Source organism: Alkalinema pantanalense CENA528 (assembly GCF_050753345.1).
GTDB lineage: Bacteria > Cyanobacteriota > Cyanobacteriia > Leptolyngbyales > Leptolyngbyaceae > Alkalinema > Alkalinema pantanalense.
Genome location: NZ_JBLZFX010000042.1, coordinates 1 through 24,354, shown reverse-complemented (window position 1 = coordinate 24,354; position 24,354 = coordinate 1). Strand labels below are relative to the sequence as shown.

General features: G+C 46.4%; 24 protein-coding genes. 13 read left to right on the top strand and 11 right to left on the bottom strand.

Annotated features, from left to right (window positions below; genetic code table 11):
• Window positions 1-26: 26 nt before the first annotated feature.
• A complete protein-coding gene (locus ACN4EG_RS14950) occupies window positions 27-443 on the top strand; it encodes a hypothetical protein (protein ID WP_431630581.1) in 417 nt (138 codons plus the stop codon).
• 188 nt (window positions 444-631) lie between these two features.
• Here the strand turns inward: ACN4EG_RS14950 and ACN4EG_RS14945 are convergent, their stop codons facing one another.
• Entirely contained in the window at window positions 632-1,126 is a 495-nt protein-coding gene (locus ACN4EG_RS14945) for a molybdenum cofactor biosynthesis protein MoaE (RefSeq protein WP_431630580.1), read from the bottom strand.
• Between the two features lie 378 nt (window positions 1,127-1,504).
• On the opposite strand from ACN4EG_RS14945, the gene ACN4EG_RS14940 reads away from it, so the two are divergent.
• Entirely contained in the window at window positions 1,505-2,089 is a 585-nt protein-coding gene (locus tag ACN4EG_RS14940) for a hypothetical protein (RefSeq protein ID WP_431630578.1), read from the top strand.
• A 479-nt stretch (window positions 2,090-2,568) separates the two neighbouring features.
• On the opposite strand, the gene ACN4EG_RS14935 is transcribed toward ACN4EG_RS14940, so the two are convergent.
• Both ACN4EG_RS14935 and ACN4EG_RS14930 read right to left on the bottom strand, forming a co-directional pair.
• A complete protein-coding gene (locus tag ACN4EG_RS14935) occupies window positions 2,569-3,339 on the bottom strand; it encodes an ABC transporter permease (RefSeq protein ID WP_431630577.1) in 771 nt (256 codons plus the stop codon).
• Window positions 3,340-3,397: 58 nt separating this feature from the next.
• The gene (locus ACN4EG_RS14930; RefSeq protein ID WP_431630576.1) at window positions 3,398-4,228 is read right to left on the bottom strand and encodes an ABC transporter ATP-binding protein; all 831 of its coding nucleotides are present in this window, start codon (window positions 4,226-4,228) and stop codon (window positions 3,398-3,400) included.
• A gap of 537 nt (window positions 4,229-4,765) precedes the next feature.
• On the opposite strand from ACN4EG_RS14930, the gene ACN4EG_RS14925 reads away from it, so the two are divergent.
• The 7 genes from ACN4EG_RS14925 to ACN4EG_RS14895 all read left to right on the top strand — a co-directional run bounded on the left by ACN4EG_RS14925 (window position 4,766) and on the right by ACN4EG_RS14895 (window position 12,297).
• Window positions 4,766-5,857: an ABC transporter substrate-binding protein gene (locus ACN4EG_RS14925; RefSeq protein ID WP_431630575.1), complete on the top strand. Its 1,092-nt coding sequence runs from the start codon at window positions 4,766-4,768 to the stop codon at window positions 5,855-5,857.
• A 159-nt stretch (window positions 5,858-6,016) separates the two neighbouring features.
• Window positions 6,017-7,759, top strand: coding sequence for an iron uptake porin (locus ACN4EG_RS14920; protein WP_431630574.1), 1,743 nt, complete (start codon window positions 6,017-6,019; stop codon window positions 7,757-7,759).
• Window positions 7,760-7,797: 38 nt separating this feature from the next.
• Complete coding sequence (locus ACN4EG_RS14915; RefSeq protein WP_431630573.1) at window positions 7,798-8,043, top strand: hypothetical protein; 246 nt, start codon at window positions 7,798-7,800, stop codon at window positions 8,041-8,043.
• 23 nt (window positions 8,044-8,066) lie between these two features.
• Window positions 8,067-8,558 carry a hypothetical protein gene (locus ACN4EG_RS14910; RefSeq protein WP_431630572.1) on the top strand — a complete coding sequence of 164 codons (492 nt, stop codon included), beginning with the start codon at window positions 8,067-8,069 and terminating at the stop codon, window positions 8,556-8,558.
• A 281-nt stretch (window positions 8,559-8,839) separates the two neighbouring features.
• Complete coding sequence (locus ACN4EG_RS14905) at window positions 8,840-11,578, top strand: NACHT domain-containing protein (protein ID WP_431630571.1); 2,739 nt, start codon at window positions 8,840-8,842, stop codon at window positions 11,576-11,578.
• Window positions 11,579-11,644: 66 nt separating this feature from the next.
• Window positions 11,645-11,881 carry a hypothetical protein gene (locus ACN4EG_RS14900; protein ID WP_431630568.1) on the top strand — a complete coding sequence of 79 codons (237 nt, stop codon included), beginning with the start codon at window positions 11,645-11,647 and terminating at the stop codon, window positions 11,879-11,881.
• Window positions 11,878-12,297 (top strand): type II toxin-antitoxin system VapC family toxin, encoded by a 420-nt coding sequence (locus ACN4EG_RS14895; RefSeq protein ID WP_431630567.1) that lies wholly within the window; start codon window positions 11,878-11,880, stop codon window positions 12,295-12,297. The genes ACN4EG_RS14900 and ACN4EG_RS14895 overlap by 4 nt, the downstream gene beginning before the upstream one ends.
• 349 nt (window positions 12,298-12,646) lie before the next feature.
• On the opposite strand, the gene ACN4EG_RS14890 is transcribed toward ACN4EG_RS14895, so the two are convergent.
• Window positions 12,647-12,850, bottom strand: a complete 204-nt coding sequence (locus ACN4EG_RS14890; protein ID WP_431630565.1) for a helix-turn-helix domain-containing protein — start codon at window positions 12,848-12,850, stop codon at window positions 12,647-12,649.
• 177 nt (window positions 12,851-13,027) lie between these two features.
• Between ACN4EG_RS14890 and ACN4EG_RS14885 the strand changes: the two genes are divergently transcribed.
• Entirely contained in the window at window positions 13,028-13,240 is a 213-nt protein-coding gene (locus tag ACN4EG_RS14885; RefSeq protein WP_431630563.1) for a hypothetical protein, read from the top strand.
• Window positions 13,241-13,257: 17 nt separating this feature from the next.
• Here ACN4EG_RS14885 and pyrC read toward each other — a convergent pair whose 3' ends face one another.
• Window positions 13,258-14,286, bottom strand: coding sequence for a dihydroorotase (gene pyrC / locus ACN4EG_RS14880; protein WP_431630562.1), 1,029 nt, complete (start codon window positions 14,284-14,286; stop codon window positions 13,258-13,260).
• Window positions 14,287-14,495: 209 nt separating this feature from the next.
• Window positions 14,496-15,554 (bottom strand): aspartate carbamoyltransferase catalytic subunit, encoded by a 1,059-nt coding sequence (locus tag ACN4EG_RS14875; RefSeq protein WP_431630561.1) that lies wholly within the window; start codon window positions 15,552-15,554, stop codon window positions 14,496-14,498.
• A 438-nt stretch (window positions 15,555-15,992) separates the two neighbouring features.
• Between ACN4EG_RS14875 and ACN4EG_RS14870 the strand changes: the two genes are divergently transcribed.
• A complete protein-coding gene (locus ACN4EG_RS14870) occupies window positions 15,993-16,190 on the top strand; it encodes a hypothetical protein (protein WP_190577230.1) in 198 nt (65 codons plus the stop codon).
• A 202-nt stretch (window positions 16,191-16,392) separates the two neighbouring features.
• Here the strand turns inward: ACN4EG_RS14870 and ACN4EG_RS14865 are convergent, their stop codons facing one another.
• The 4 genes from ACN4EG_RS14865 to ACN4EG_RS14850 form a co-directional block, all read right to left on the bottom strand.
• Window positions 16,393-16,887 carry a Mov34/MPN/PAD-1 family protein gene (locus ACN4EG_RS14865; protein ID WP_431630559.1) on the bottom strand — a complete coding sequence of 165 codons (495 nt, stop codon included), beginning with the start codon at window positions 16,885-16,887 and terminating at the stop codon, window positions 16,393-16,395.
• Window positions 16,871-18,697 (bottom strand): ThiF family adenylyltransferase, encoded by a 1,827-nt coding sequence (locus ACN4EG_RS14860; protein WP_431630558.1) that lies wholly within the window; start codon window positions 18,695-18,697, stop codon window positions 16,871-16,873. Before ACN4EG_RS14860 ends, ACN4EG_RS14865 begins: the two co-directional genes overlap by 17 nt.
• A complete protein-coding gene (locus ACN4EG_RS14855) occupies window positions 18,697-19,830 on the bottom strand; it encodes an SMODS domain-containing nucleotidyltransferase (RefSeq protein ID WP_431630556.1) in 1,134 nt (377 codons plus the stop codon). Before ACN4EG_RS14855 ends, ACN4EG_RS14860 begins: the two co-directional genes overlap by 1 nt.
• A gap of 119 nt (window positions 19,831-19,949) precedes the next feature.
• The gene (locus tag ACN4EG_RS14850) at window positions 19,950-21,491 is read right to left on the bottom strand and encodes an SAVED domain-containing protein (RefSeq protein ID WP_431630555.1); all 1,542 of its coding nucleotides are present in this window, start codon (window positions 21,489-21,491) and stop codon (window positions 19,950-19,952) included.
• 121 nt (window positions 21,492-21,612) lie between these two features.
• Between ACN4EG_RS14850 and ACN4EG_RS14845 the strand changes: the two genes are divergently transcribed.
• On the top strand, window positions 21,613-22,317 hold the full coding sequence (locus tag ACN4EG_RS14845; RefSeq protein ID WP_431630606.1) for an Rpn family recombination-promoting nuclease/putative transposase: 705 nt from the start codon (window positions 21,613-21,615) through the stop codon (window positions 22,315-22,317).
• A gap of 806 nt (window positions 22,318-23,123) precedes the next feature.
• Here the strand turns inward: ACN4EG_RS14845 and ACN4EG_RS14840 are convergent.
• The gene (locus ACN4EG_RS14840) at window positions 23,124-23,888 is read right to left on the bottom strand and encodes a pentapeptide repeat-containing protein (RefSeq protein WP_431630553.1); all 765 of its coding nucleotides are present in this window, start codon (window positions 23,886-23,888) and stop codon (window positions 23,124-23,126) included.
• Between the two features lie 72 nt (window positions 23,889-23,960).
• Between ACN4EG_RS14840 and ACN4EG_RS14835 the strand changes: the two genes are divergently transcribed.
• The gene (locus ACN4EG_RS14835; protein ID WP_431630552.1) at window positions 23,961-24,257 is read left to right on the top strand and encodes a TIGR02450 family Trp-rich protein; all 297 of its coding nucleotides are present in this window, start codon (window positions 23,961-23,963) and stop codon (window positions 24,255-24,257) included.
• Window positions 24,258-24,354: the final 97 nt, after the last annotated feature.

Sequence of the window (24,354 nt, the reverse complement as noted above, 5' to 3'; positions counted from 1 at the left end):
TGATCTACTGTATTTAAGGAAATTCCATGAATCTGCTGAAATACTTTGACCTGAATCGATCGATAGGCAGACAGCAGTTACGACCTAGAACTTCACGACAGCATTGGCCCGTTGATCGCGGCTCCGATCGTTATTCATCGCTGTTAGTAGCTTGTTGGTACGGGATAACCCAGGCCGAGGAGGGCCAGCTTTCAGTTCTGGAACAAGGCATGATGTATTGTGGAGTGCTGTTGGGAGTCTATTTTAGCGGTGTCATTCGCGGTCAGGATTTTCGTCCAACTTTTCTGTTGGCAGCGATGTTGGCATTGCTAATTGTACCGTTTGCCTTTGAAAAGCTAAGGATTGATCCGGATATCCCACTAGTGGTTCGATTTGGACTATTTGTTCAAAATGGTGTGTTTTGGGATGTGATGCTGCAAGCGATCGGGACAATTCATCGTTAGCGATCTTTATCAGTTGATTTTACTAGGAAGTAATGTTTCTTCAGGTGCTCTATCTAGCGATTTCGTGCTGATGATTGAGTACAAAAATTGCCTTCCTTTGCGCACTCAATTTCTACTACTGATCTAGTAAACGTGTGTTTTCGGGATAGATATCAACCGTGGATACCAACCTCAGTAAACCGGACGTTTTAGCAGTTGCTATTCTCGTTTTGCTCGCAAGCGCCAATGCTGACCCAGGTGCTGGAACCATCTTCCCAATGCTCTTTTTTCCAGATGGGAGCGTTGTGCTTTAGGGTGTCGATCGCGAATTTGCAGGCGGCGAAGGCTTCCGATCGATGGGGACAACCTACAACCACCAACACACTGACTTCCCCAATTTCCAATTTTCCCGTGCGATGGTGAATCACAATGTGGGTCACATCCTGCCAAGTTTGCCGAATTTCCGTGGCAATTTGCTGAAACACCCGCAGAGCCATGGGTTCGTAGGCTTGATACTCTAAAAAATCGACGCCGCGCCCTTCGGTATTGTTGCGTACCATGCCACTCATGAGGACGATCGCGCCGTTGGCTCCGTCATCCGCCAGCCGATAGGCTTCGTCGATCGACAAGGGGGCAAAGGTTATCGCAAAGTGATCGTTGGCATGAACTAGGGGGGGACAGGAGAGCTTTAATTCAGTAACCATAATGCAGTGACCAGAGAACCCAAAAGTAACCGTCAGTCAAGTAGTGATCCCTGAAGTAGCTGTCAACCAGGTCGCTAGAACCTAGCCGAGTTTTTTCAGCGGAGCTATTTCCACGGGCGGAGCTATTTCCACGGGTGGTCATTCTATTGTAGGGGAACAATGAATTTCCAGTGGGTTTCCTCCATCCGTTGGCTGTTCCATTGGCAAATCTGTTCAAGACTCGATACAAATTCAACATCTTTTAATTGCATCATGGCAGTTTGTGAGGGATCTATGGAACATAAGCATCTAAGCAGCTTGAGCTAAGGTGCGCGATCGCGAGGGCAGACTGAAATGGAATACCTAAACTGGCCAACAAGACAAGCAATTATTTTTTCTATGGGCCTTGTGGTTTCCATTGGGGGCTTCCTAGGTCTGCAAGTTCCCGTGATCGCGGCTGAAGCTCCTTTGCCCCAGCCATCCACTCCCAGTCAGGCTGTGCCTGCTGCTCCAGAGCCACCCTGTGACCTACCCGCCCTGTCTACCCAACGATCGACTACAGAATACGGAATTTTTGGGAATGATGAATTTAACACTGCTGTGTGTGGGTATGTAGTCACACGGCAGGAGCCACGTTTTGACGAAACGGTGACTGCGGCTTATTTGCGAATTACCCAGTTTGGCGATTTAGGGTTCCAACGGGCGATCGCCAAAGGCATTGAAGCGAAGAATACGATTAATCAATACCGTGATGGCCAATATGAGCTCAATCTCGGCTGTTTGAAAAACAATAAGATCGTTGGTATTGAGTACGATCGGCTCGTTCCTTACATCAATCGTGAAACCCAGCAAAAGTTGCAAGCGTCTTCCCACGATCGACCCATTCCAGTCATCCTCTCCTTTGGCAAGCACAAAGGCCGGGACTGTGAATGCTGCAATCTCGCTCACAAAGTTCGAGTTTATGACTCCACTCAGAGGGAATAAAAATTGTGGGTTATCAATTGATGACCCCCCTGGTTGGACAGTTTGCATCGTGCTAGAATCAAAATGTAGTAAAAAGCACAGACTAAAGATTCGAACGTACCTTTTCAGAGTGCGGTGACAGGTTTGGTTGTGCCTCAGAAACAGTCTCGGAGGCCAATATGAAATTCTTCCATCAACGAAATCAAGCTCGGTCAGCACCATCGATCGCAAACTCAAAGCAACCATTGCAGGACGCATCTCGCTCCCTACGGCCACAGTTCTTGCATGCCAACTATCTTCATTGGCAATGGTTGAATCGATCGGAGTCAAACTAGCTCTAAGCGGCGCAGGAAGAGTAGACAGAACTAGCAACAATTAGCAGCCCTTGAGCGATAGCGTGGGCCAGAGGTGCAGTGGTAGAGCGGACTTGACCCACTGCACCTCTGGTTTTGTGTGCCCAGTGCTTTTCTGCCCCTAATGTTTTACTGGCCCAGCCTGTCTCATCGTGCCCAGTAGATTACCTTTTTCTCAAGTCCTGCAAACAGCCCATACAGTAATGTCCCCATAATCCCCAGCATCAACAGTCCTGCAAAACCAAGGGGCACATCAAAATTAGAACTGGCGCTGACAATCATATAGCCAATGCCGCGATTGGAAGCCACGGTTTCTGAAATCACAGCCCCCACAAAGGCCAAGGAAATCGCAACTTTCAGGGATGCAAAAATATAGGGAAGGGAATGGGGATAGCCAATTTTTTGAAATATCTCCACTTGGCTAGCACCCAAAGCCCGCATGACATCCTTCATTTCCGGCTCTACTGTATCCAACCCCAGGGCTACATTAACCGCGATCGGGAAGAAAGCTAATAAAAAAGCTGTGAGAATGGCTGGTACTGTTCCAATCCCAAACCACAGCGCAAATAAGGGAACCAGGGCAACTTTCGGGATTGTGTTAAATCCCACTAAAATAGGATAAAGAATTACATAGGCTAACCGAGAATACCCAATCAAAAAACCTAAAATCACTCCAGTAATAATTGCTAAGAAAAATCCTGCCAAGGTCGTCAATAACGTTTGAATCGAATTCTCCATAATTGCTGGCCACTTCGTAATCATTGCATTGAAAACCACGGAAGGTGCAGGCAAATTAAAGGATGGAATTTTTAAAACAATGGTCAAAACTTCCCAAAGGATTAAGAAAAACAACGTTGCGACTAATGGTAGAACGATCGTTGCCTTCTTCGATCGTGAGAATTTCTCTAATGCTTCCATAAACCCTCAAGAAACTTACTGGACAACCAATCATGTCAGAAAGAGCAGGCCAATTTGTCTAATTTCGATGAATGTGTCGCCGTAAGTCATTCACAATATGATTAAAATCATCTGACAACATCATTTCTGGGGTCACAGGCCGAGGGAGATTGGGTTTCACTTGATAGACGATCGAACTGGGGCGGGGCCCCATCACATAGATCGTATCGGATAGGAATACGGCCTCTCGCAAATCGTGGGTAATTAGAATACACACACATTGCACCTGCATCCAAAGTTCCTGCAGCATGACCCACATTTCTTCCCGCGTGAAGGCATCAAGTGCTCCAAAAGGTTCATCCAATAATAAAATCTCTGGCTGGTGAATCAGGGCTCGGCAAAGAGAAGCCCGTTGGCGCATACCACCGGACAGTTGCCACGGATATTGCTCCTGAAAATCCTGAAGCCCCACCACCTTCAACAATTTTTGGGCTTCTTGCACCATGGCTTGCCGTTTCTTCGGATCTTTAAAGTCGCGCTTAAAAGGTTGTACCACTTCGTAGGGCAGCATCACATTGCTGATGGTGTTGCGCCAAGGCATCATCACAGGATTTTGAAATGCAATTCCCACATTGCGCAAAGGCTTGGTGACGGTTTCCCCGCGCATCCGCACTGCCCCGATCGGCGCAGGAGCTAATCCAGAGACCATCCGCAAAATAGAGGTCTTGCCACAACCACTGGGGCCTACAAAGGACACAAATTCACCCGGCGCAATGGATAGACTAACCTCTTCAATAATCCGCCGCATGCCCCCCTCAAAGGGATACTCTAAACCCACACGATCGAACTCAAGGAAGGAGGATGAAGCGCGACTATTCCGAACATCAGTAATGTACTCAGACTGGAGCATAGAGTAACCTCGATTCAGGGATAGACATGCTGAAACTTAGGTCTCGTTACGCACGAAATGAAGACTAGCAATCAAGAGAGAGAGACAGATGGTGTGCCAGCATAATTATTGATCATGCGCTAAAAAAAACTGCATGATCGTATCCCACATAACAGTTTCATCCTTGGTTTCAGTTTTTACTCAGTCATTAGCTGGCTCATCAGATAAAGCATGAATAGTTCATGTATAACAGTTTGTGTTTCAAACAATTGAATGCATGTTGAGTTGCAATATTTTGGAGCAATTGCTTCGAGACAATCATTTGATTTAGATATGAATTTAATATTCAGTTAATATTTGGCTGCATTCACTGAGACTTTGGCGGATCATCCTTGATTGAATCATTGGCTGAATAGCTTAAATGATTGGTTGAATGATCTGTTAATGGTAATAAGCCGTTGATCGATGTCTAGTTGATTGATGTCTAGTTGATTGATGTCTATGGGATAGACATAGGGATAGACATAGTGGGGTCGTTAACAGAGGAGTGATGGAGTGATGAAACGTTTGCTATTGCCAATGCTACTAGTTGGCGCGATGGTTTTTACAGGGTGTCAGGCACAAGCACCCAATTCAAGTGCTCCAGGTACATCTACTGCGACTAGTAATACCCAGGGCAAACGATCGATTAAAGTGAATCCATCCTGGTTGTTACAAGGGGATAATGCGCCGATTACGTTAGCCATTGAGCGTGGTTATTTTGCAGAGGAAGGCTTGGATGTCAAACTTGAGCGTGGATATGGTTCATCGGATACCATCACCAAGGTTGCAGCGGGCCAGTTTGAGATTGGCTTTGGCGATATTTACTCCATGATTGAGTTTAATGCCAAGAACCCCAACGATTCCGTTGTAGCCGTTGCTGTACCCTATAACCGCTCCCCCTTTTCGATCGTCACCCTCAAGTCTAGTAATATTAATGATCCGAAAGGGTTAGCAGGGAAAAAGCTAGGTGCTCCCGCAGGCGACGCACCTCGTAGAATTTGGCCGGTTCTAGCCAGTCAACTGGGGCTGAAGCCGGACAGTGTCGAATGGATTACGATGGAGCCGAAGCTGAGAGAAGCGTTTTTGTTGAAAGGGGATGTGGATGCAGTTAGTGGATTTGCCACGACGGTAGTCCCCTCTCTGGAAAAAGCTGGCAAGAAGCCCGAAGAGTTTAATGTGTTTTATTACACGGACTACGGTTTGGATTTGTATGGCAATGCGATCGTGGTGAAAAAAGCCTTTCTTGATCAGAATCCAGAAGTCGTCAAAAGCTTTCTTCGGGCCTATGTCAAAGGTTTTCAAGATACGTTGAAAGATCCAGTAGCCGCACTTGCCTCTGTGACGAAAGCAGGAGATGCTTTGATGGATGCCAATGCGGAGAAGCGGCGATTACAAATTGCGCTGCAACAGTTGTATGTCACACCAGAATCGGAAAAGGTGGGCGTAGGAGGGATTGACCCTGCACGATTAGAGAAGACGATTCAGCAGGTGGCGACTGTGTTGGGGGTTGAGCCACCCCCTGTGGATAAAGTGTTTAACGCAGGTTTTTTACCTTCAGAAGACCAACGGAAATTGCCGCCAGCAGCAGAGCGTAAGCCATTGAATTAGAGTTTGAGCGGATATCTTTTTGAGTAGATATTCTTTGAGCTGACATTTTTGAGCTGACATTTTTGAGCTGATATTTTAGTGTGAGGATTGTTGCCAATGTTGGTGCAAATTTCGTGGCTCCGTTCGTCGGTGCTCGCATTGTCGGTTGTAGCAGGGATAATGATTTCACCCAGTGTTGCATTATCCAATGGTAAAACAACAGAAACCTTATTGGGCATTGCTGACTACGATCGACTGCGGTTAGCGGATCAAGCCTCAGATGTAACCGATGGGTCGTCGGTTATGGCAGATGAGGAGCCCCTCGCACAGATTAATTCGGTTTCACAACTGTCGGATGTTAAACCTACAGATTGGGCTTTTCAAGCGCTGCAATCGTTGGTCGAACGTTATGGCTGCATTGCGGGCTATCCCGATCGGACTTTTCGAGGCAATCGAGCTTTGACGCGCTATGAATTTGCCGCTGGCTTAAATGCCTGTATGGATCGTATCAACGAGCTCATTGCGGCTGCCACAGGGGCATTGGCGAGCAAAGAAGATTTAGCCACGTTAGAAAAACTGCAAACAGAATTTGCTGCGGAACTCGCAACTTTGCGGGGGCGCGTAGATGCCTTGGAGAGTAAGGTTGCGACTTTGCAAAAGCAGCAATTTTCAACGACGACTAAACTCACTGGGGATCTTTGGTTTAACCTGACAGGTGCTTTTCCAACGGGGGATGTCTTAACGGAACGGGGGGTTGCGGGGAGCGCTTTTGCGCCACCTCGTCGATCGCCGATAACTAATCAACCTTCCCGCGTGGTGCGCCAAGGGAGTGATACAGCTGCAACCTTTGGGTATTACTTATTTTTAAATCTCAACACATCTTTTACGGGCAAAGATTTGTTGGTGACGCAGCTGGTGACGGGCAATGGGAATTCTCCTGCCAATCAATTGGTCTCGGCTGGGTTCTTTAATTCTTGGGGTGTTCCGTTCCTAGATCAGACAGGATCTCCGACGGCGAATTCAGTGGTTGTGCGGGAATTGTCCTATACGTTTCCACTGAGCAAGGATATTCGTTTGGCGGTGGGGCCACGGCTCAATTTTTACAAATACTACGATGGCAATCGCTATACTTTTTTCATGCGGGGTGCCACGAGCTATAACTCCAATGGCAGCACGCTGTCCAATGCCGTCGATCGGGGCTCTGGTGCAGTTTTAACTTGGACAATCAGCCCGCAATTACGATTGACAACAGGCTTTTTGGCTGAGAATACTGAATTTTTGAATTCGGCCACCTTCAATACTTCCAGCAATCCGAATGCTGGTTTGTTCAATTCCACGTACACGATCGCGACGGAGTTGGCCTATAGTCCGATGCAGAATTTGAACTTGAAGTTGCATTATGCCCGGACTCGGATTAAGGCGTATAACGGTTTCATTGGTGGTGCGGTGGGTGAGCCATTGCCCTATGGTTACGCAGATGATGGGTTTGGGGGCAGGGTGAATGATGCGAATTCCGATGCCTGGATTGTGAATCTTGAATGGAACATTACGAAGAAATTTGGGTTATTTGGTCGTTATTCCTGGGGGCGCGTGGGGATTGATCCAATCAATCCAGCAAGGACAGGGGGCGATATCAAAGTTCAGTCTTTCCAAGTGGGTCTGGGCTTCCCTGATTTAGGCAAACCGGGTGCATTAGGCGTGGTTTCGTTTGTGATGCCCCATAGCTATACCTCGGGGCGCAATTTTCTTCTGTCGGGTGCTGGAGATGGTGGTAAGCAGTACGATCTAGAGTTTTCCTACTATTACCCGATCAACAAGAACCTTGCGATCGTTCCTGCGTTTTATGCCATTTTTAATCCCAATAATTTCGAGAGCAATTCAACTGTCTATGTGGGCAATATCAGGACACAGTTTAGTTTCTAGTTGCCTGGGTTTCTAGTTTTGAGTTGGTGGGGAAATTGTTGGATGATACTTGCCTTGCGGTGGGTAGGGAGTACGATCGGCTTGTTCCTTACATCAATCGTGAAACCCAGCAAAAGTTGCAAGCGTCTTCCCGCGATCGGCCCCTTCGAGTCATCCTATCCTTTGGTAAACACAGAGGCCGGGACTGTGAATGCTGCAATCTCGCTCACAAAGTTCGAGTTTATGATTCCACCCAAAGGGAATCAGGATTTTGGTGGGAGAATCTGGGCATTCTAGAGGCGTAAACCCGTACAGGGAGTAGTCTACAATGGCCACGAATATTAGTGCAACGATGACGCAGGCCGATCGGGAGGCGGTGTTGGCGGCGGTTGCCACAATTAAGGAGAAGCTGCCGTTTTTGGTGGATTTGAGTGCGGAGGAGCGGAAGGCTCTACCCAAGATGGGGGATAAGAGTCGGGCGTTTGTCAGTAAGGCGTTGGAGGTGGCGACGCAGAATCCGGATTTTTTACCGCGATCGTTTGATTTGGAGGAGTTGCGGAAGGATGTGCAGCTTTTTGAGGCGTTGTATCCGTTGTTGCTGTCGATGACGCAGTTGCAGGAGTTGTTGGATGATACTTGCCTTGCGGTGGGTAGTGAGGCGTATGCGGCGGCGTTGCAGGTGTATAGCTACGCGAAGGCGAGTGGAAATGTGGGTGGGATGGATGCGGTGGTGAGTGAGATGGGGCAACGGTTTGCCCGGAAGCCTCGGAAGGCGAAGAGTCAGGAGGCAGCGGTGAAGAGTGGAGAGGCAACGGTTTAGCAAAACGTTTGACAGTTAAACTTCTGTTTGTGAAGCGTTGCGTAGCAAGGTTCACAATTGATGCTCAGAGCTTGGAAGTTGGAGGAATCTAATCGACGTTCCGAGTTCTGGGCTTCGTTTTTTAGGCAAAAAGGTCGGAGTTTAGAGTTCTGAGGTCGAAGCTTCGTGATCAGAGCTTGATTTATTGAGTTCTGATGTTGGAAGACGAGGGTTGGAGAGCGATCTCTCTCTGAAATCGCTAAAATACTCATTAGCAGCAGGAACACGGCTCAACAAACCATATGGGTGAATCTTCAAAGAGCAGACCTAACGAGTATGCCCCAGCCACCGATTATCATTACCTCAAATTTGAGAATCGGTGTCTCCGGGCAAGTGGTGATGATTTTCAAAATCTCTTTGAAGCCATTATGGTCAGGGCTCAGCCAGGAAAATTTGAGCGTGTTCGTCCTTATGGCAAATATGGCGATCGTAAATGTGATGGGTTAATCGAGGCTGAAGGAATAATTTTTCAGGTTTACTCACCCGATGAGTTAAAGCAGGCTGAAGTTCAAAAGAAGATTGATGAAGATCTTGAGGGTGCTGTACAGCATTGGCAGGACATTCTTAAGAAATGGGTATTTGTCTACAATGCTAGACGAGGCACCACCGCAGATATCAAGCGGACTCTACAACAAAAACGGCAGCAGTATCCTGATATTGAAATTGATTGCTGGAGCAATGACTATCTTTGGGAAGTAGCTCGTTGCCTAAGTGTTACGCAAAGAAATGAGATTTTTGGATTACCTCCTTCATCATCAACTGAGATAGAGCAAGTAGCTACCCTCCTAGTTAACCGTCAGGACTATGAAATTAACTGGCGGGAAATTTGCAGAAATCCGCTAAGCTTTTGGAAAGGATTAACAACGAATGCTTTAATGGGGCGGAGTGGAGTTCGCTTTCAACTGGATAAAATCTTTGTACCGCTAGGAGTAGTAGAGAGACGAGAGCAGTCAAAGTATCGCTCTAATGATGGGGCCTCAGCAGAGAAGGGTTCGGAACTCTACGAGGAGAAGATTACACCTATTAGCCAAGATGACTTTTTTGAACAAGTATTGCGGCAACAGCAAAGTAAGTATAGTCAGGGAAAGCGTATTGCAATTATTGGGGAACCTGGAGCTGGAAAGACAACCCAACTCCAGAAAATTGGAGATTGGATTCTGAAGGAAACCGATGGGATACCCATTTGGATTCCTTTAGCGGAAGTAAGAGAAAGAAAACTAAGAGAGTATTTACTGAGTGACTGGTTGCAAACAGCAATAGGAGAGCTAGAAGTTTCGCCAGAGCATCGAGAGGAACTGGGACAACTGTTGAAAACTGGGAAAGTCTGGTTATTGTTGGATGGTGTAGATGAAATGGCAATTTCGGATGCACTTCACCAAATTGCTACTCAGATGCGTGAGGGCTGGTTGCAGAATGTGCGAGTTGTTCTAACCTGTCGGTTAAATGTGTGGGATGCGGGGAAGAATGCCCTTGATGGTTTCGATGTGTACCGCAATCTAGATTTTGAGTATCCAACCGAAGTGCATCAGCTTGTTGATAAATGGTTCGCGACTGAACCAGCATTACGGCAGAAACTTAAGGTGGCGTTAGAGCAACCAGGCAAAGAACGGATTCGAGATATGGTAAAAAATCCGTTGCGCTTAACCTTGCTTTGTTACAGTTGGCAATTACGGCAAGGTGAACTCCCGGAAACAAAAGCTGGGCTGTATGAGTGGTTTGTGGATACGTTTTATGAATGGAACAAGGGCAAGGTTCCAATACAATTAAGTACAGAGAAGCGTGATGAATTGAACCAGGCTTTAGGGGAACTAGCAAAAGAAGCAATTGATCAGGAAAGTTCTCGCTTCCGTTTACGAGAGAAGTTTGTCAATCAGTTTCTCGGTGCTGCCAATGACAAGGATTCCCTATTTGATCTTGCTCTAAAACTTAATTGTCTCAATCGTATCGGTGTTGCAGAAGAAAATCCGCTTGAGCGAGTTTATGCTTTCCTCCATCCTACGTTTCAGGAATATTTTGCGGCATTGGTGATCGATGATGGGCATTATTTCTTACCTTTTAAAGATACTGATCAAAGTAGTGAGAATTTGGTAGAAGAGGATGAATGTTACAGAATCTTTGAACCTCAGTGGATTGAAGTAGTACTTTTTTGGCTAGGTCTACCTCAAGTTAGCAACCAAAGTAAGCAGGTTGGCAACCAAAATAGAGAGAACCTAATTCGGCAATTAATGAATTTTCAAGATACTTGTGCCGGAATACATTCTTTTAGAGCGTATTTCTTGGCTGTGGAAGGTATTAAAGAGTTTCGTGATTATTCTGAACTAGAGCTTACGCTATCAAAAACTGTAGAGTATGCATTTGGATTCGGTAATAAAGGGAAATGGTTTTTATTTCTCAGTCCAATTAGCCAAAATGCTATTAGAGTTATTCGACTGAATATAGATAATAAGATGACAAGAAAATTTTTGATTCAGCTACTTGATAAGTGCCCTGACCCAAAAACTCGCTGGTATATCGCAATTACGTTAGAAATGCTAGGAGAAACAAGCATTAAAACAAGAGAAATATTACAGATTGGCTATAGCCAAAAACTATTACCTACACAGCGTGCTAAACATCAGAGTGTAATAGCTAAGATCCATAGTCAAAAGCATTTAGAATTGGAAATACCTATGGAACTTAATAAGCAAGAATTTGACTTGAATAACTTAATTGATCAAGTTAAACAATCTGATAACTGGCTTAGTGTGATAGATGCGACAGAAAAACTATGTAGTATGAAGAAGAAATCTCAACTTTGTCAAATTATTCAGAGCCTAAAATCTTGCTGGAGAGATGGTCAAGATGATTTATTCTATAACTTAGAAAGTCAAGATTTTCGATGGCAACTTATTTATAAGATTATTTGGCATTGTTCCCAATATCTAAGCTATCCAGATTTTTTTAATGCATGGCATAGTTCTTCTCTCATTAATGACGCTTAATAATATAAATTTTTCAGAAATAATTGATCAAGCAATATATTGTCTCTAATATCAGGAGTAATACAAATGAGTAGCCCAATTATTACACAAGTTATTGAAGAGATGAATAACTTGTCCGATGACTTGCAACAACAAGTTCTACAATTTGTCACCACTCTTCGACAGCAACATTCACAAACTTCTAGTAATGCTTGGGATGTCCTGGAATCCCTTACCGGAACTGTTGAAGCTCCTGCCGATTGGTCAGCCGAACACGATCATTACCTTTACGGCACACCCAAACATCAGGAAACCGATTTATGAGTAATGAGCGTCTGTTTCTCGACACCGCATTCATTCAAGCCTTGCTCAATCCCCGCGACGATTACCACAACCGGGCAAAACAACTGTTTCCCCGCATTCGTGCAGCCTCCGAAGTCTGGATTACAGAAGCCATCTTTGCGGAAGTCGGCAACGCCTTGAGTGCATTCAATCGCAATGGAGCCGTTCAATTTATTCAACAGTGCTATCGAACCGACAATATCAAGATTGTCAGCGTTAATACCGAACTCCTGATGCAAGCTCTCGCCCTCTACCAATCCCGTCCTGATAAAACTTGGGGCTTGACTGACTGTATTTCCTTCATCGTCATGCAGCAGCATGACTTGACTGATGCTGTCACAGGCGATCGTCACTTTGTTCAAGCAGGCTTTCGTGCTCTGATGCTGGATACCCAGTAGAGATAACCCAACGATCGCCCTCCCATCCTCCCCATTTAAACCCAAAAACACAAAATTCCGCCCCTCGAGCACAAAACTTCGATCTTTGAACTCCAGTATCTGTGCTTGGAAGCCGGAACTTGGACTTCCGTTTGCGGAGCATTGCTTGCAACACAAGGAACTTTGACCTTTGGACTCCGAACTTTAACCTCAGAACCGCGATCGTCAGCATCAAACCTTAAAACGTGAGCCTCAGAACACGAAATTTTTCCTTCAAAGCTCCAATAGCCAAGATCAGAAGTGCCTGACCTCAACACTTGACTTTCAAGCCAACAATGCCATAATGAATTATATTCCTTTTAGAATATGACTATTCCTCTGAAGCTTCAGGTTTCGGCCCTGGCTTCGGAGCACTCTCTAGATAATTGCGTAGACTGGAAGCCTCCACCAGCCAGATTCCCCCTGCACGACGGGCCTTGATCAGCCCCTGCCGAATCAATAGCCTGACGTGCTGAGGCGTATAGCCGGATAACTCAGAAGCTTCCGAAACCGTAATCAGTTCGGAGTCGGTCATCTTGCCCTAAACAACATCAACACAAATTAGTTACCCCCAAGCCTGACATCGCCATTCTGGAGGCTAGAAGCCATTTTACTCTACTAGCCCCCTCTACTTTGCCATGCATATTTTGAACACAGTAACCGCTCCGTTCTCAACGTTTGCAACCCCTATCACACCCAGAAACCAACCATCATGACTAATCCCCTCATCAACCTCGATCGTTTCAACAATGCCGATCCTCGCATTCTCACCCTTCTCGTCATTGGCACCCCAGATAACGTGAGAGCACATATCCTGCGGCAACATACCCTCGGTGTCACAGAAGTAGGATCATGGAGCAAACCCATTCCCGTTCCCAACTGTCCCGATAAAGTCCTGTGTATCGTCAACAAAATCATGGCTTAAGAGTAGATTTCCGCTGATTACAGCACTTGCCAGGACATTTTCTCGCCAGCCCGCAGCGGCACCAAATTCGAGTCAGGGAACGGGACTTCCGCTGGGATTGTCCAGTCGGTTTTACTCAAGGTAATTTTGTCCGTATTGCGCGGTAATTGATAAAAATCCGGGCCATAGAAACTGGCAAACGCCTCCAACTTATCTAAAGCCTCCACACTCTCAAAGGCTTCCGCATACAGTTCCAGCGCGTGCAACGCCGAATAGCACCCCGCACAACCGCAGTCACTCTCCTTACGATCGCGGCCATGGGGCGCACTATCCGTCCCCAGGAAAAACTTAGGATTTCCCGAAGTCGCCGCCTTCAGCAATGCCAACCGATGCTCCTCCCGTTTCAAAATCGGTAAACAATACCAATGGGGCCGAATACCCCCTTGGAAAATATCACTACGATTAAACAGCAAGTGCTGGGGCGTAATCGTCGCCGCAATCTTATCCGTTGCTAAAACAAACTCCACCGCATTCGCAGTTGTGATGTGCTCAAAGACAATTCGCAATTTCGGAAAGCGTTGACGCAAAGGTTGCAAATAGCGATCGATAAACTCCTTCTCCCGATCGAACACATCCACACTTTTATCCGTCACTTCCCCATGCAGCAACAGCGGTAAATCCACCACCTGCATCGCCTCAAACACCCGATCGCACTTACGAATATCCGTCACCCCGGAGTCAGAATTCGTCGTCGCCCCAGCGGGATAGTACTTCACCGCTTTAACAAACTGCGATTCCTTCGCCTTAACAATATCCTCCGGCGCAGTATTATCCGTCAGATACAGCGTCATCAGCGGCTCAAACGACTGCCCCGCCGGAATCGCCGCCACAATCCGATCGCGGTAAGCCGCAGCCTCCTCCACCGTCCGCACCGGAGGCTTCAAATTCGGCATCACGATCGCCCGCGCAAACTGCCGCACCGTATGGGGCAGCACCGCCTTCAGCGCATCCCCATCCCGCAAATGCAAATGCCAGTCGTCCGGGCGAATCATTGTCAATTGCTGCATAGGTTCGATCGTCCAACGTTGAAATTTAAACAGACACCAAGAATCTGAAGCAATCTCTCCAGACCAACCATTTACTAAGGGATTTACCAAAAAATAATATCCCCTACCCTCCTACCCCTTTTACCTTTTACCTTTCACCTTTTACCTTTTATCTTTTACCTTTCCCCTTTTACCTTTCCCCTTTTACCCTCCTACCTATGCGCTGTTCCCTAAGCTTTACCACCCCCCATCAGATATAACAGCGCCATCCGCACCGCCACCCCATTCGTCACCTGTTCCGCAATCAAACTCATCTCCGGATCATCCATGATATCCGACGTAATCTCCACGCCCCGATTAGTCGGCCCAGGATGCATCACTTTCACGTAGGGCTGGCATTGCTGCAACCGTTCCCGCGTAATACCAAAGTGCTGGTAATACTCCCGCAAACTGGGCAGAAGATGACTCGTCATCCGCTCCTTTTGCAAGCGCAACGTCATCACAAAATCGGCAGCTTGCAGCGCTGGCTCCAGCTCCCAATGGATAAATAATTTACGATCGATCCCGTCAGCGGAATCCTCCGCACCGGACGCTTTCACGTAATCCGCAAACTGTTTGGGCAACAGGGTCGGCGGCGCGGCTAGGTGTACTTCCGCCCCACTCGCCGTTAGACTCCACAGGTTCGATCGCGCCACCCGCGAATGCAGAATATCCCCCACGATCGCAATCTTCTTGCCTTGTAGCAGTTCCAAACGCGGATTCGCGGGATCAAGCAACGCACACAGGGTAAACAGATCCAGCAATGCTTGGGAGGGGTGTTCGTGCTGGCCGTCTCCCGCATTCAACACCCCAACGCCCGAATTAAGCCGATCCATTTCCGCCGCGATCGCATGGGGAACCCCGGCCTCCTTGTGCCGAATCACCATCAGATCGGTACCCATGGCCAAATAGGTTTTCGCCGTATCCAGAATCGTTTCCCCCTTGGTCAGAGAAGAACTCCCTGGTGCAAAGTTGAGGGTATCGGCAGACAACCGTTTGGCGGCCAGTTCAAAGCTACTGCGGGTGCGGGTGGACGGCTCAAAGAATAAATTAGTGACCACCTGTCCCTGAAGAGTGGGAACTTTCTTCGTGCGCCGCGACAGGACTTCACGAAAACTGTTGGCGGTTTGTAGGACGGTGTTGTACTCCCAGGGTGCGAAATCTGAGAGTGAAAGAACGTGCCGACGGTTCCAGGCGGGTGACATATCTATATAGGTCTTTGAGTCTATCCATTCATAACGGTACACCATCAGGGAACCCGTGGGGGGCACCCATCATGCAGGCAGGGATCGCTAAGATGCCACAGGTTCTACTGATTTTGAGTGAGATCCGTTCTGAATTTACGGAGTCCCTATCATTTGTTCTGTCTAACATTAAAAAATTAACGATCGACAAGTTTCTTTGATTTTTGTATCTTTCAATACTGAACCCCAGGGGGATCCCCCTAAAATCAACCGTAAGTTCGAATTAACTTCGAATTAATAAAGTACGACGTTATTTTTAATACTTCAGCGAAAGACTTTTTTAGTTATACTGTGACCCAAGGGGTCGTATTTAGTTTTTCTAATACACTTCTGTGAGTTCCCTAGACACCCATTGGTTTGTAATATTTGGTTCGCAACATTACTGGCAACGCTAGTCCGATTCGTACCATTTAGTCTTGTCACTCATCCCCGGAGGTTATTCTCATGGCTGACACATCAAAGTCTACTGCCACGCCGAAAACGCTACACACGCTACAAGAGCTTGACCAAGCAATCCAAGAATTTAGAACCAAGGATCTGCAAGGCGAAGAATTATTCTATTGCTGGCAGGCAATCCGCGATGCATCCTTAGAGCAGTTTGACCTAGAACCGGATTCGATTCCAGGGGCTGATAGTTACTAATTGCAGGCTGGCAACTGCCGATCGCTCATTTACAGATTGCAAATTGAGTCTTGTCATAGATCTATTGCTCCTGTGCAGTTTCCACGGGAGGCTGTGTTGATTGGTCGTTTTTATTGCGTAGTTCTAAGGGTGTTTAACATCGCGTGAGATGTTGCAGCTATTAGAACTACTTTTTTGTCCATGAAGCTGCTGCTAAAAAAAACTAAACCCCGTCTAATTTAATCCACTCCTGGTTACGTGGAAAGACATAAGCAGCCATATCCCATTCTTCATCAACCTTTCCACCGCAGATGATCAAAATTGGCTCTGGACAATTATAATTCTCTGATACGGCAATTGCCTTCATCTGCTCAATATCGCATAGACTGGCATCAGATGAGGCATACGGATGAAAGTGCCATTCTCCAAGATAAAAATACTGCTGTTTAGCCCAGAACTTATTCAACAAATTCTGAAGTCCTTGTATCCCACGATAAAAAGAGCTTCGGCTTTGTTTTGAATCTGAAGGAGCGCCAGATATATCCTTTACTAGAGCAAATTGATGTGTTTCATCATATGTTCCAACTAATATGCCACCAACCTCCTTTTTGCCAGCACTTCGGCAAATCTTTAGTATTTTAGAAACCTCTTTCTTCTCAACTTTCAAGCCAAATTTGTTGTCGCTTGAAATAAACTCTAAACTAGCTTTGGGCTTCATAAAGATCTACCTGCTGAACTCTACAGAATTTATTGTCACGGTAAATCTGCTCAAAAACCACTAAAGAGTCATGGATTGAGTCAGCATCAAATATTGAATCGAGATGCTTTACGCCCACAGAAGCTAATAGATACACATCATCAGCCCTTGCTGGAAATACAGGATGCCAGCACCCTACACCTGCCCAAGGCAGCTTCACATCTTGATGCTCTTGTCGTTCTTTCTCTAACCAAGGCTCAATTTTTTCCCCGAAAGCGAGAGAGGGAAAGTGTTTGCCTTGAGCAACGAAACAAAACAGTCGCTTGGCAGCCATTCCAAGTGAAATTGAGACAAAAACTTTCTTACTCTCCCATGCAAACTGTTCCAGATGAGTAAGAACTGAATCGCTTCCCGTACAGTCTAAAATCACCTCAAATTGCTGAAGGAACCTGTTCTGCTCCTCACTCACCAAAGGAAATGCACAATTAATAGATTCAACTTTGGCATGTGGTGATGTTTGGTTAAGATGTTTGGCAATTTCACCAGCTTTGCCCTTTCCAAGCGAATCCATCTCAAGCGTATGCCGTGATAGATTACCAATCTCAAGTCTATCTGAATCCAATAAAGCAATTTTTTGAACACCTCCTCGAATTAGCAGCTCGGATACGATCGAACCGACTGCTCCACCGCCAATGACTAAAAAACTTTGATTGGTTAGTGTTTTTGCGAACCTCCCACGAGTTGATATTTGGTCACTATGCCAATTCTCTGTTGCCGCCCACATCAAAGGCACTGGCCCATCGAGAAGTTCAATACGATCGCGCCGCCAGTATCCCTGCTCATTTGTCCTAAAGCCCTTAGCCGTCTTTTGCCCATGGGAGAGAATAGGCAGCTCAATAGGCTGCCAGTACATCTGTGAAACAGAACCTCCAATTTCTGACGGAATGGAAAATCCTAAAAGGAGCAAATGACGTTTCCCATCTCGAATCGAGTGGAATATTTCCATCAGGTGCTTATCAAGCTCAATCTGCTGGCCTTGGCAGACATCTCGCAATTCATTCCAGGTTGATGGAACCTGCCAAGGTTCCAAGACAGGAATTCGATTTAGCCGAATCCAAATCCCATTAATGTCGTCAGAAGCCTTATCGCTTATAGTTTTTCCCCATCTTGGCCGTAGTAGCTCCTGATATCGAATAGACTTGAATGATGTAACAGCAAAGGTATTTCGATCGTGCTCTAAAGGTGTTAAATCAACAACTCCAGCCATGACAGGAATCTGTTGCCATTGTGCAAACGATTCCTCTCCCTCGGTAAAAACCACTCTAGTAGATGCTCTCAAAGGGAAATCAGGTAACTCAAAAGGATCTCCTGGAGGGGCAAGAGTGCCCTCTGATGCGGCCTTTAACCACTCAATAGCCCTGTTAAAGTGCCAGTGCAGCCTCCAATGAAAATCATGTGGCTCAACATCATGACTATGCCATCCCAACACTTTTAGAGGTGTACTGAGACACAGCTTCCCCTCTCGCCATGGGCAGGATGCTTTCCCTATCCCATTAAAACTTTGGTGTTGAAACGTCTTGGTTAATCCATTCTTCTTCGATGGATAGAAGTCAATCTCTCCTGCTGGATAATGCGGAGATGCCAGAATATACCATTCTGTGGTCTTAGGTACGATGGTTTTACTAGCGGACTCAATCTTAATCTGGGCATGAAGTACCCATACTCCATATTCCTCCTTCCACACCCAGTCAGCAAGAATTGAGACTGAAGAGATAGCATCAAGATTTCGTCGTGCTGCTAGAAGCGATTCTGGAATAGGTGTCTGACTCACTAAGCAAATCGCCCCCCTTCTACCCGTGTGACATCTCTTCGTGGTGTATAACCACCGCTATTTTGCGGTGGATCTGGAAAATACTCCTTACCAAATAGCTGCTGCCATCGCTCAACGCTAATCTTCAGATCTTGTTCATCAAGCGCCTGACGTGCAATGTTTGCAGCTTCACATACCTGACTATGAAATTCGGTAAAATCTTCTGGAGTAACCCTTTTGAACACATTATGTGATGGAACACCTCGATCCATAAGCTCTGGGGTTTGGTTCTGATCTACATAACATTGGTAGTCTATAGCAATGTTATGTAGTGTTCTGGTAACACCTTCCGCAACAGAGGTAATTCCATCAGGGCAACATTCTCCAATTAAATGCTCAACTGGGTATCCTTTGGGATATTTAGGTGTTTGGTGCTTCTCTCTTCTCCACCATTTTATAGCTTTGACGACATTGACATAGTGACTATTACAATTCCGGTTCTTCTCCCATGTCCATCGAATTTGTTCTAATGGATGGGTATCCTGCCATTCCTCTGTATCACAATCTGGAATCCGCAGGGGATTTAGCTTCCACTCTGGCGCTTGGCTTGCTGCATCTATACGATCTTGTCTTTCATTAAAGGAGAGTGAAAGCTGCTTCTCCAGAGGTAACCAAAACTGATTGAAGCGCCAATCTTCAGCTCCTTCAGTTTCAGGAGTAGAATCGGAGCGCACGCTTTCCGCTTGAAGAATGCCAATTTCTGCCTCTGATGGAGCTGAAGTTATTACTAGATCCAAATCAACATACGAAAGCTCGATGCCGAATGATCTACCCTGCTGTTTATACTTTCCTGCATAAAACTTATCAAGAAATGGAAGAAACACATCCAAACCTTCTTGAGGAGTATAGTCATCCTCACTGAGTCTGGTCACAACAATCACATCAATATCGGCTCTCTTGCCATTATGAGGACGGATGGCTGTTGCACGGCGATAACTACCCTGCAAAAATGTTACGACAATAATGTCAGCACCAAAATCGAAGCTATTAAGCCTATCCCGTAGGGTTTTGTGACCTTTGATATAGTCACTAATGTGTTCAGATTGGGGACGAATCTTGGCGAGAAAGTCCTTAAAGTAAGTGGGCAACTCCATGAATTTTTAGATTCCTAATTTTCGAAGTGACGATCGGCTGATTACAGCCATGTACTATAGTATATGAGAACTCATACCATTTGTGTGGGTCAACAATAAATTTTTAGGCGAAGTACACCTTATGTAGCGTGCTTTACAGGTGGAAAGGCCAATGATGACTCATAGGCTCCAGGTTCATTACTATCAAAGTCATACTCATAAAGAATGCATGACCCAAAGCTACGAGCCGTTTGACCAATAAAAAAGACAAGGGCATTGGGAGCAGCAATAAATATATGTAGTACGCCTTGGCGTTCCTTGGGCGATCGATCGCTTTTAAGATGCACAGATAACTGTTCCGCTAGCAGTTTGGCATGGTCGGCATCCAAAATTGCTCCCTGACTTGCCCCAGTCGGTAATGTACACGTAATTATGCGGTGGACGGGGAGATCACGTTGCTCGACACAAAATCGAACATCTGAACTAATGTCATGAGTGATGCCCAAGGCGATGGCCACGTCTGGTGCATTTTCTGAAACTACATCGCTCCTAAAATGCCAGGTAGGATATTGATTGGGTTTAGGTTGTAAAGATGGCCGCCAAACCTCTCGTCCTGCGCGAGTTGATTGCACAACTGCAGCATTAATTCCTGACTTGGTATCCAAACAATATCCGACAGCAAAGGCGATCGATGTATGAACATGAAGATGAAGATCGCATTGTTGTGACGGTCGCAACGTACGAGACAGGAACTGTTCTATTTTTGGATAAATGAGTTGTTGCCACAGTTGCTCGGATTGAATCTTGCGGCCATCAAACCAAGGAACTAAATCCAATATTGCATCTGTTTCGTCTTCAAGATACTCAGCCCAACGCAGAAAGCTACGAATACCAATTTGATAAGTATCTTGAGAACTCATATGACTTCCCACCCATAGATTTTCCCGTCTACAAATGTTTTCAACATCAGCACGCCCGAAGTCTATCTTGCCATTCTGTAAAAGTTTGCGGGTAAGCTCATCATAGGGATAAATCAGGGAACTTTCATCCACAGGACTTAGACCAGCACGAACGAGGGCACCATTCAGTTCTTCGCCCAGTTTTTTTAAGGGGGGGCCCTGCCTTAGTCTGAGGGGGCGGAGAACTCGTCTAAGTTGTTCATCTGTAGACAATTCTAGGTGTTCACGCCAAGCTGCACGGACTTTTCCAAGTTGTGATCTCGGTCCTCCTTTAGCCAATCGAGACCAATCCAAGCGCCCATCCCCTAGGGAATGGACACCTGCGAGTAAATCATCAGGATGGATTACCCAAGGAGTATAGAGAATGAAGTGAGCCTCTGTTCCAGAAGGGGCATGTTGCTCCTGAGCCGCCTTGAGTCTTTGCAGTAGGGAGATAGAAGTGGCGTTGATGAAGTCAGGGTCTAGTAGGCTCTGACACGTCAATGCTCCGTTAGATGTGACATGAAACTTGACTTGATAGTATTCAGCTTGAACTGAGTTCCCTTCACTATCGCGCATCCCGTTAAAATAGACCACAACATCATCAAATGATTTGGCGCTGTCATCCTCGTATACAACACGGGTAACCTTGGTATGAGAATGAAATAGACGGCAGACCTGAAGCCAAAACCACCTTGCTTGGTAATCATCTCCCTGATTGCGAGCAGCGATTGCTCTTGCCATATTTCATTTGCTCCATACTAGCAACGATCGAGAAAATTAATTGCTTTACAGTTTGATGAGAACTACCTAGTCGTTTGAAGAACTAATCTCTTCGACTAAATTACAACCCACCGAATTGTAGATCGAGCTGATTCGAGCGGATTCGGTGATTTTATTGAAATCCCAACAAGTCATTGTCCACTGCGAATTTCAAACCAACTCCGATCGGGATTTGCCCTTTCGCATGGCCGACTACGCCCTACGGATTTACCGAAAATACCCCGATCGTTCCTTAGTACAAGTGGTTGTGTACTTGAGAGAAACGGCTTCTGACTGGGTTTACGTGACACAATTTGCAGGCAATCAGTTCCGCCGTGAGTTCCAAGTGGTGCGACTGTGGGAGCAACCCCCGGAACCCTTCCTACAACGCCCCGGATTATTGCCCTACGCAGTGTTGACGAAAACGAACGATCGGGAAGCGGTACTGCGGGAAGTGGCACAGCGGTTAGATGAGATTGACGATCTCACCGAGCGGAGCAATCTGACCGTCAGCAGTGCCGTGATGGCTGGGCTATCATTGGAGAAGACGGTGATTCAACGAATTCTCAGGAGGGACGTGATGCGGGAATCGGTGATTTATCAAGAGTGGGAATCGGAACTCAAGGCAGAAGGCCGCGCAGAAGGTCGTATGGAAGGTCGCGCAGAAGGGCAGGAAGAGGAACGGCGGATCCTGGCGATGAAGATGTTGCAGGAAGGCTTAGCCCTAGAGACGATCGCGCGGATTACGGAATATTCGCTAGAACAACTGGAAGCGATGCAAGAACAAATCAATTCAGTCGATCGCTAAAGAGAATGGTCGATCGAATATCTTTCCAAGAAACAATTGGAGATTAAAAACTTAGCAATTACAAATTAATGTGAGTTACTGAACATGAACTAACTCAATTCAAATGTATCAGCTTAAGATTCGATGATTCTCTGTAACACCAAACGGGAATGAAGCTGTCCATAGTTCGTATAACAAATGCCCCTCTAACAAGGTGAGCACTATTACACTTCCTAGAATCATTGGTCGTCTCCAAGCTGGCTTAAACTGATAGGCAACAGCACTAATGAATAGGGCCTTAACTAAACCAAAGACTACACCTATGGTGGTAATACCTACTAAATCTCTCATTGATGGAACCCACATGGGACTAAATCTTACCATCAAGAAGATTGACAGATGAACAATTGCAGAGCTAGGAACACATAGCCATAAAGTAACCTTTAAGACTTGCCGACGATCTAGTGGAGGTGGAAACATCAATTCATCCCTCCAGTAAAATGCATATGAACAAATCTAATTCATTCAAAATGATTTCTCCTTGTTCAACTGCTCCTCGGCATATCCAAGAAACCTCTCAAACATTACGTCTCTGAGATTCCAACTCCATGATTAGTGCCGTGATAACTGGGTTTTCATTGGAGAAGATGGTGATTCAGCGAATTCTCAGGAGGGAGCGGATTACGGAACATTCGCTAGAACAATTGGAAGCGATGCAAGAACAGATCAACTCAGTCGATTTCTAAAGAGAATGGTCGATCGAGCATCTTTGCAATCGCTTGCTCCAACATCACGCTTCCACATCAACTTGTTAGTCTAGATCGCGACTAGAATGCAACGAAGTATCGCAACAGCATTCCCATTAAGCCGAGAACGCTTTGACCAATACCAGAGTAATTCTTTTCTCTCGGTGGATTCTTGAGCGCTTGTACCACTTTTTGTGTAGACTCCGCGCTAGCCTTATCCCCTTGAGTGTTGAACAATTCGATCGCTTTTTCCAGATCTTCGATCGCCGCTTTATTTTGACCCAATTCCACCTTAGCCGCTCCTCGGCCTAACCAAGCTGGAGCGTAGTCAGATTTTTGGGAAATTGCTTGGTCAAAATGACCGATCGCCACCTCAAACCGTTTCGATTGCCCAGCGGCTATGGCCCAACGGTAAAACTCTTGATAGTTGACGACCCCCTCAGGAATCGCGATCGCCGCCTCCAAACTAGTTCCCTCTAAGCGGGCATTTTGTAGATTTGCGCCCCCCAAAAAGGCTCCCCGCAGATCCACTCCTCGAAGATCAGCCCCAGCCAAGTTAGCCCCAGCCAAGTTAGCCCCAGCAAGACTGCTGCCCGTCAGTTGGGCATTGCTGAGATCAGCACCTGTCAAGTTGGACTGGCTGAGGTTAGCCCCTTGCAGGTTGGCCCCTTGCAGGTTGGCCCCTTGCAGTTGGGAGAGAACCAACCCCGCTCCACTCAAATCACAGCCCGTACATTGCTTCGTCGCCAACAGTTGACGGGTATGCTCCAAGTTCTCGGCAACCGCAGCCGTTGCCCCGGTTAGCGTCATCAGTACCGCGATCGTCGTTAATTTCAGGGACTTCATAAGATTTTATCCAGAGCCAGCAGGGTATCCCTTAGGACACTCCATGTTACTTTGTGTTTGGAGGACTAGATCATGCCAAATAAACAAAAGTTCCCGCATTTAGTGGGTTCCAAATGGACAGCGCGGGAGGAAACCTTTGGCTGGCGGCATTTTCAGGTCGTCAATCGCAAAAATGAAGGGGAATGGGTTTTTGCAGAATTGGAATCTTCCTGCGGCAACCCTCCGGTGCGGTTTTGGATTAATGCCAAGGTATTGAAGGATCGCCGCCGTTGGTTCCCCGGTTGGAAAACCCTGGAAGAAATCCGAGAACACGATCGTCGGGAGCACGATCGCGCGCAGGAAAGAGTGTATCAACCCAGTGCCAAGTGAATGGGTCGTAGGGTAGGAGGGTAGGCGGTGGTAAGGGAACAGCGTATAAATAAAATCCCAATTGGGTAGGGGGTAGGAGAGTAAAAGGGTAGGAGGG

Coding starts and splice junctions, on each gene's coding strand:
- ACN4EG_RS14950 (WP_431630581.1), top strand. CDS start 27: ATGAATCTGCTGAAATACTTTGACCTGAATCGATCGATAGGCAGACAG.
- ACN4EG_RS14945 (WP_431630580.1), bottom strand. CDS start 1,126: ATGGTTACTGAATTAAAGCTCTCCTGTCCCCCCCTAGTTCATGCCAAC.
- ACN4EG_RS14940 (WP_431630578.1), top strand. CDS start 1,505: ATGGGCCTTGTGGTTTCCATTGGGGGCTTCCTAGGTCTGCAAGTTCCC.
- ACN4EG_RS14935 (WP_431630577.1), bottom strand. CDS start 3,339: ATGGAAGCATTAGAGAAATTCTCACGATCGAAGAAGGCAACGATCGTT.
- ACN4EG_RS14930 (WP_431630576.1), bottom strand. CDS start 4,228: ATGCTCCAGTCTGAGTACATTACTGATGTTCGGAATAGTCGCGCTTCA.
- ACN4EG_RS14925 (WP_431630575.1), top strand. CDS start 4,766: ATGAAACGTTTGCTATTGCCAATGCTACTAGTTGGCGCGATGGTTTTT.
- ACN4EG_RS14920 (WP_431630574.1), top strand. CDS start 6,017: ATGATTTCACCCAGTGTTGCATTATCCAATGGTAAAACAACAGAAACC.
- ACN4EG_RS14910 (WP_431630572.1), top strand. CDS start 8,067: ATGGCCACGAATATTAGTGCAACGATGACGCAGGCCGATCGGGAGGCG.
- ACN4EG_RS14905 (WP_431630571.1), top strand. CDS start 8,840: ATGGGTGAATCTTCAAAGAGCAGACCTAACGAGTATGCCCCAGCCACC.
- ACN4EG_RS14900 (WP_431630568.1), top strand. CDS start 11,645: ATGAGTAGCCCAATTATTACACAAGTTATTGAAGAGATGAATAACTTG.
- ACN4EG_RS14895 (WP_431630567.1), top strand. CDS start 11,878: ATGAGTAATGAGCGTCTGTTTCTCGACACCGCATTCATTCAAGCCTTG.
- ACN4EG_RS14890 (WP_431630565.1), bottom strand. CDS start 12,850: ATGACCGACTCCGAACTGATTACGGTTTCGGAAGCTTCTGAGTTATCC.
- ACN4EG_RS14885 (WP_431630563.1), top strand. CDS start 13,028: ATGACTAATCCCCTCATCAACCTCGATCGTTTCAACAATGCCGATCCT.
- pyrC (WP_431630562.1), bottom strand. CDS start 14,286: ATGCAGCAATTGACAATGATTCGCCCGGACGACTGGCATTTGCATTTG.
- ACN4EG_RS14875 (WP_431630561.1), bottom strand. CDS start 15,554: ATGGTGTACCGTTATGAATGGATAGACTCAAAGACCTATATAGATATG.
- ACN4EG_RS14870 (WP_190577230.1), top strand. CDS start 15,993: ATGGCTGACACATCAAAGTCTACTGCCACGCCGAAAACGCTACACACG.
- ACN4EG_RS14865 (WP_431630559.1), bottom strand. CDS start 16,887: ATGAAGCCCAAAGCTAGTTTAGAGTTTATTTCAAGCGACAACAAATTT.
- ACN4EG_RS14855 (WP_431630556.1), bottom strand. CDS start 19,830: ATGGAGTTGCCCACTTACTTTAAGGACTTTCTCGCCAAGATTCGTCCC.
- ACN4EG_RS14850 (WP_431630555.1), bottom strand. CDS start 21,491: ATGGCAAGAGCAATCGCTGCTCGCAATCAGGGAGATGATTACCAAGCA.
- ACN4EG_RS14840 (WP_431630553.1), bottom strand. CDS start 23,888: ATGAAGTCCCTGAAATTAACGACGATCGCGGTACTGATGACGCTAACC.
- ACN4EG_RS14835 (WP_431630552.1), top strand. CDS start 23,961: ATGCCAAATAAACAAAAGTTCCCGCATTTAGTGGGTTCCAAATGGACA.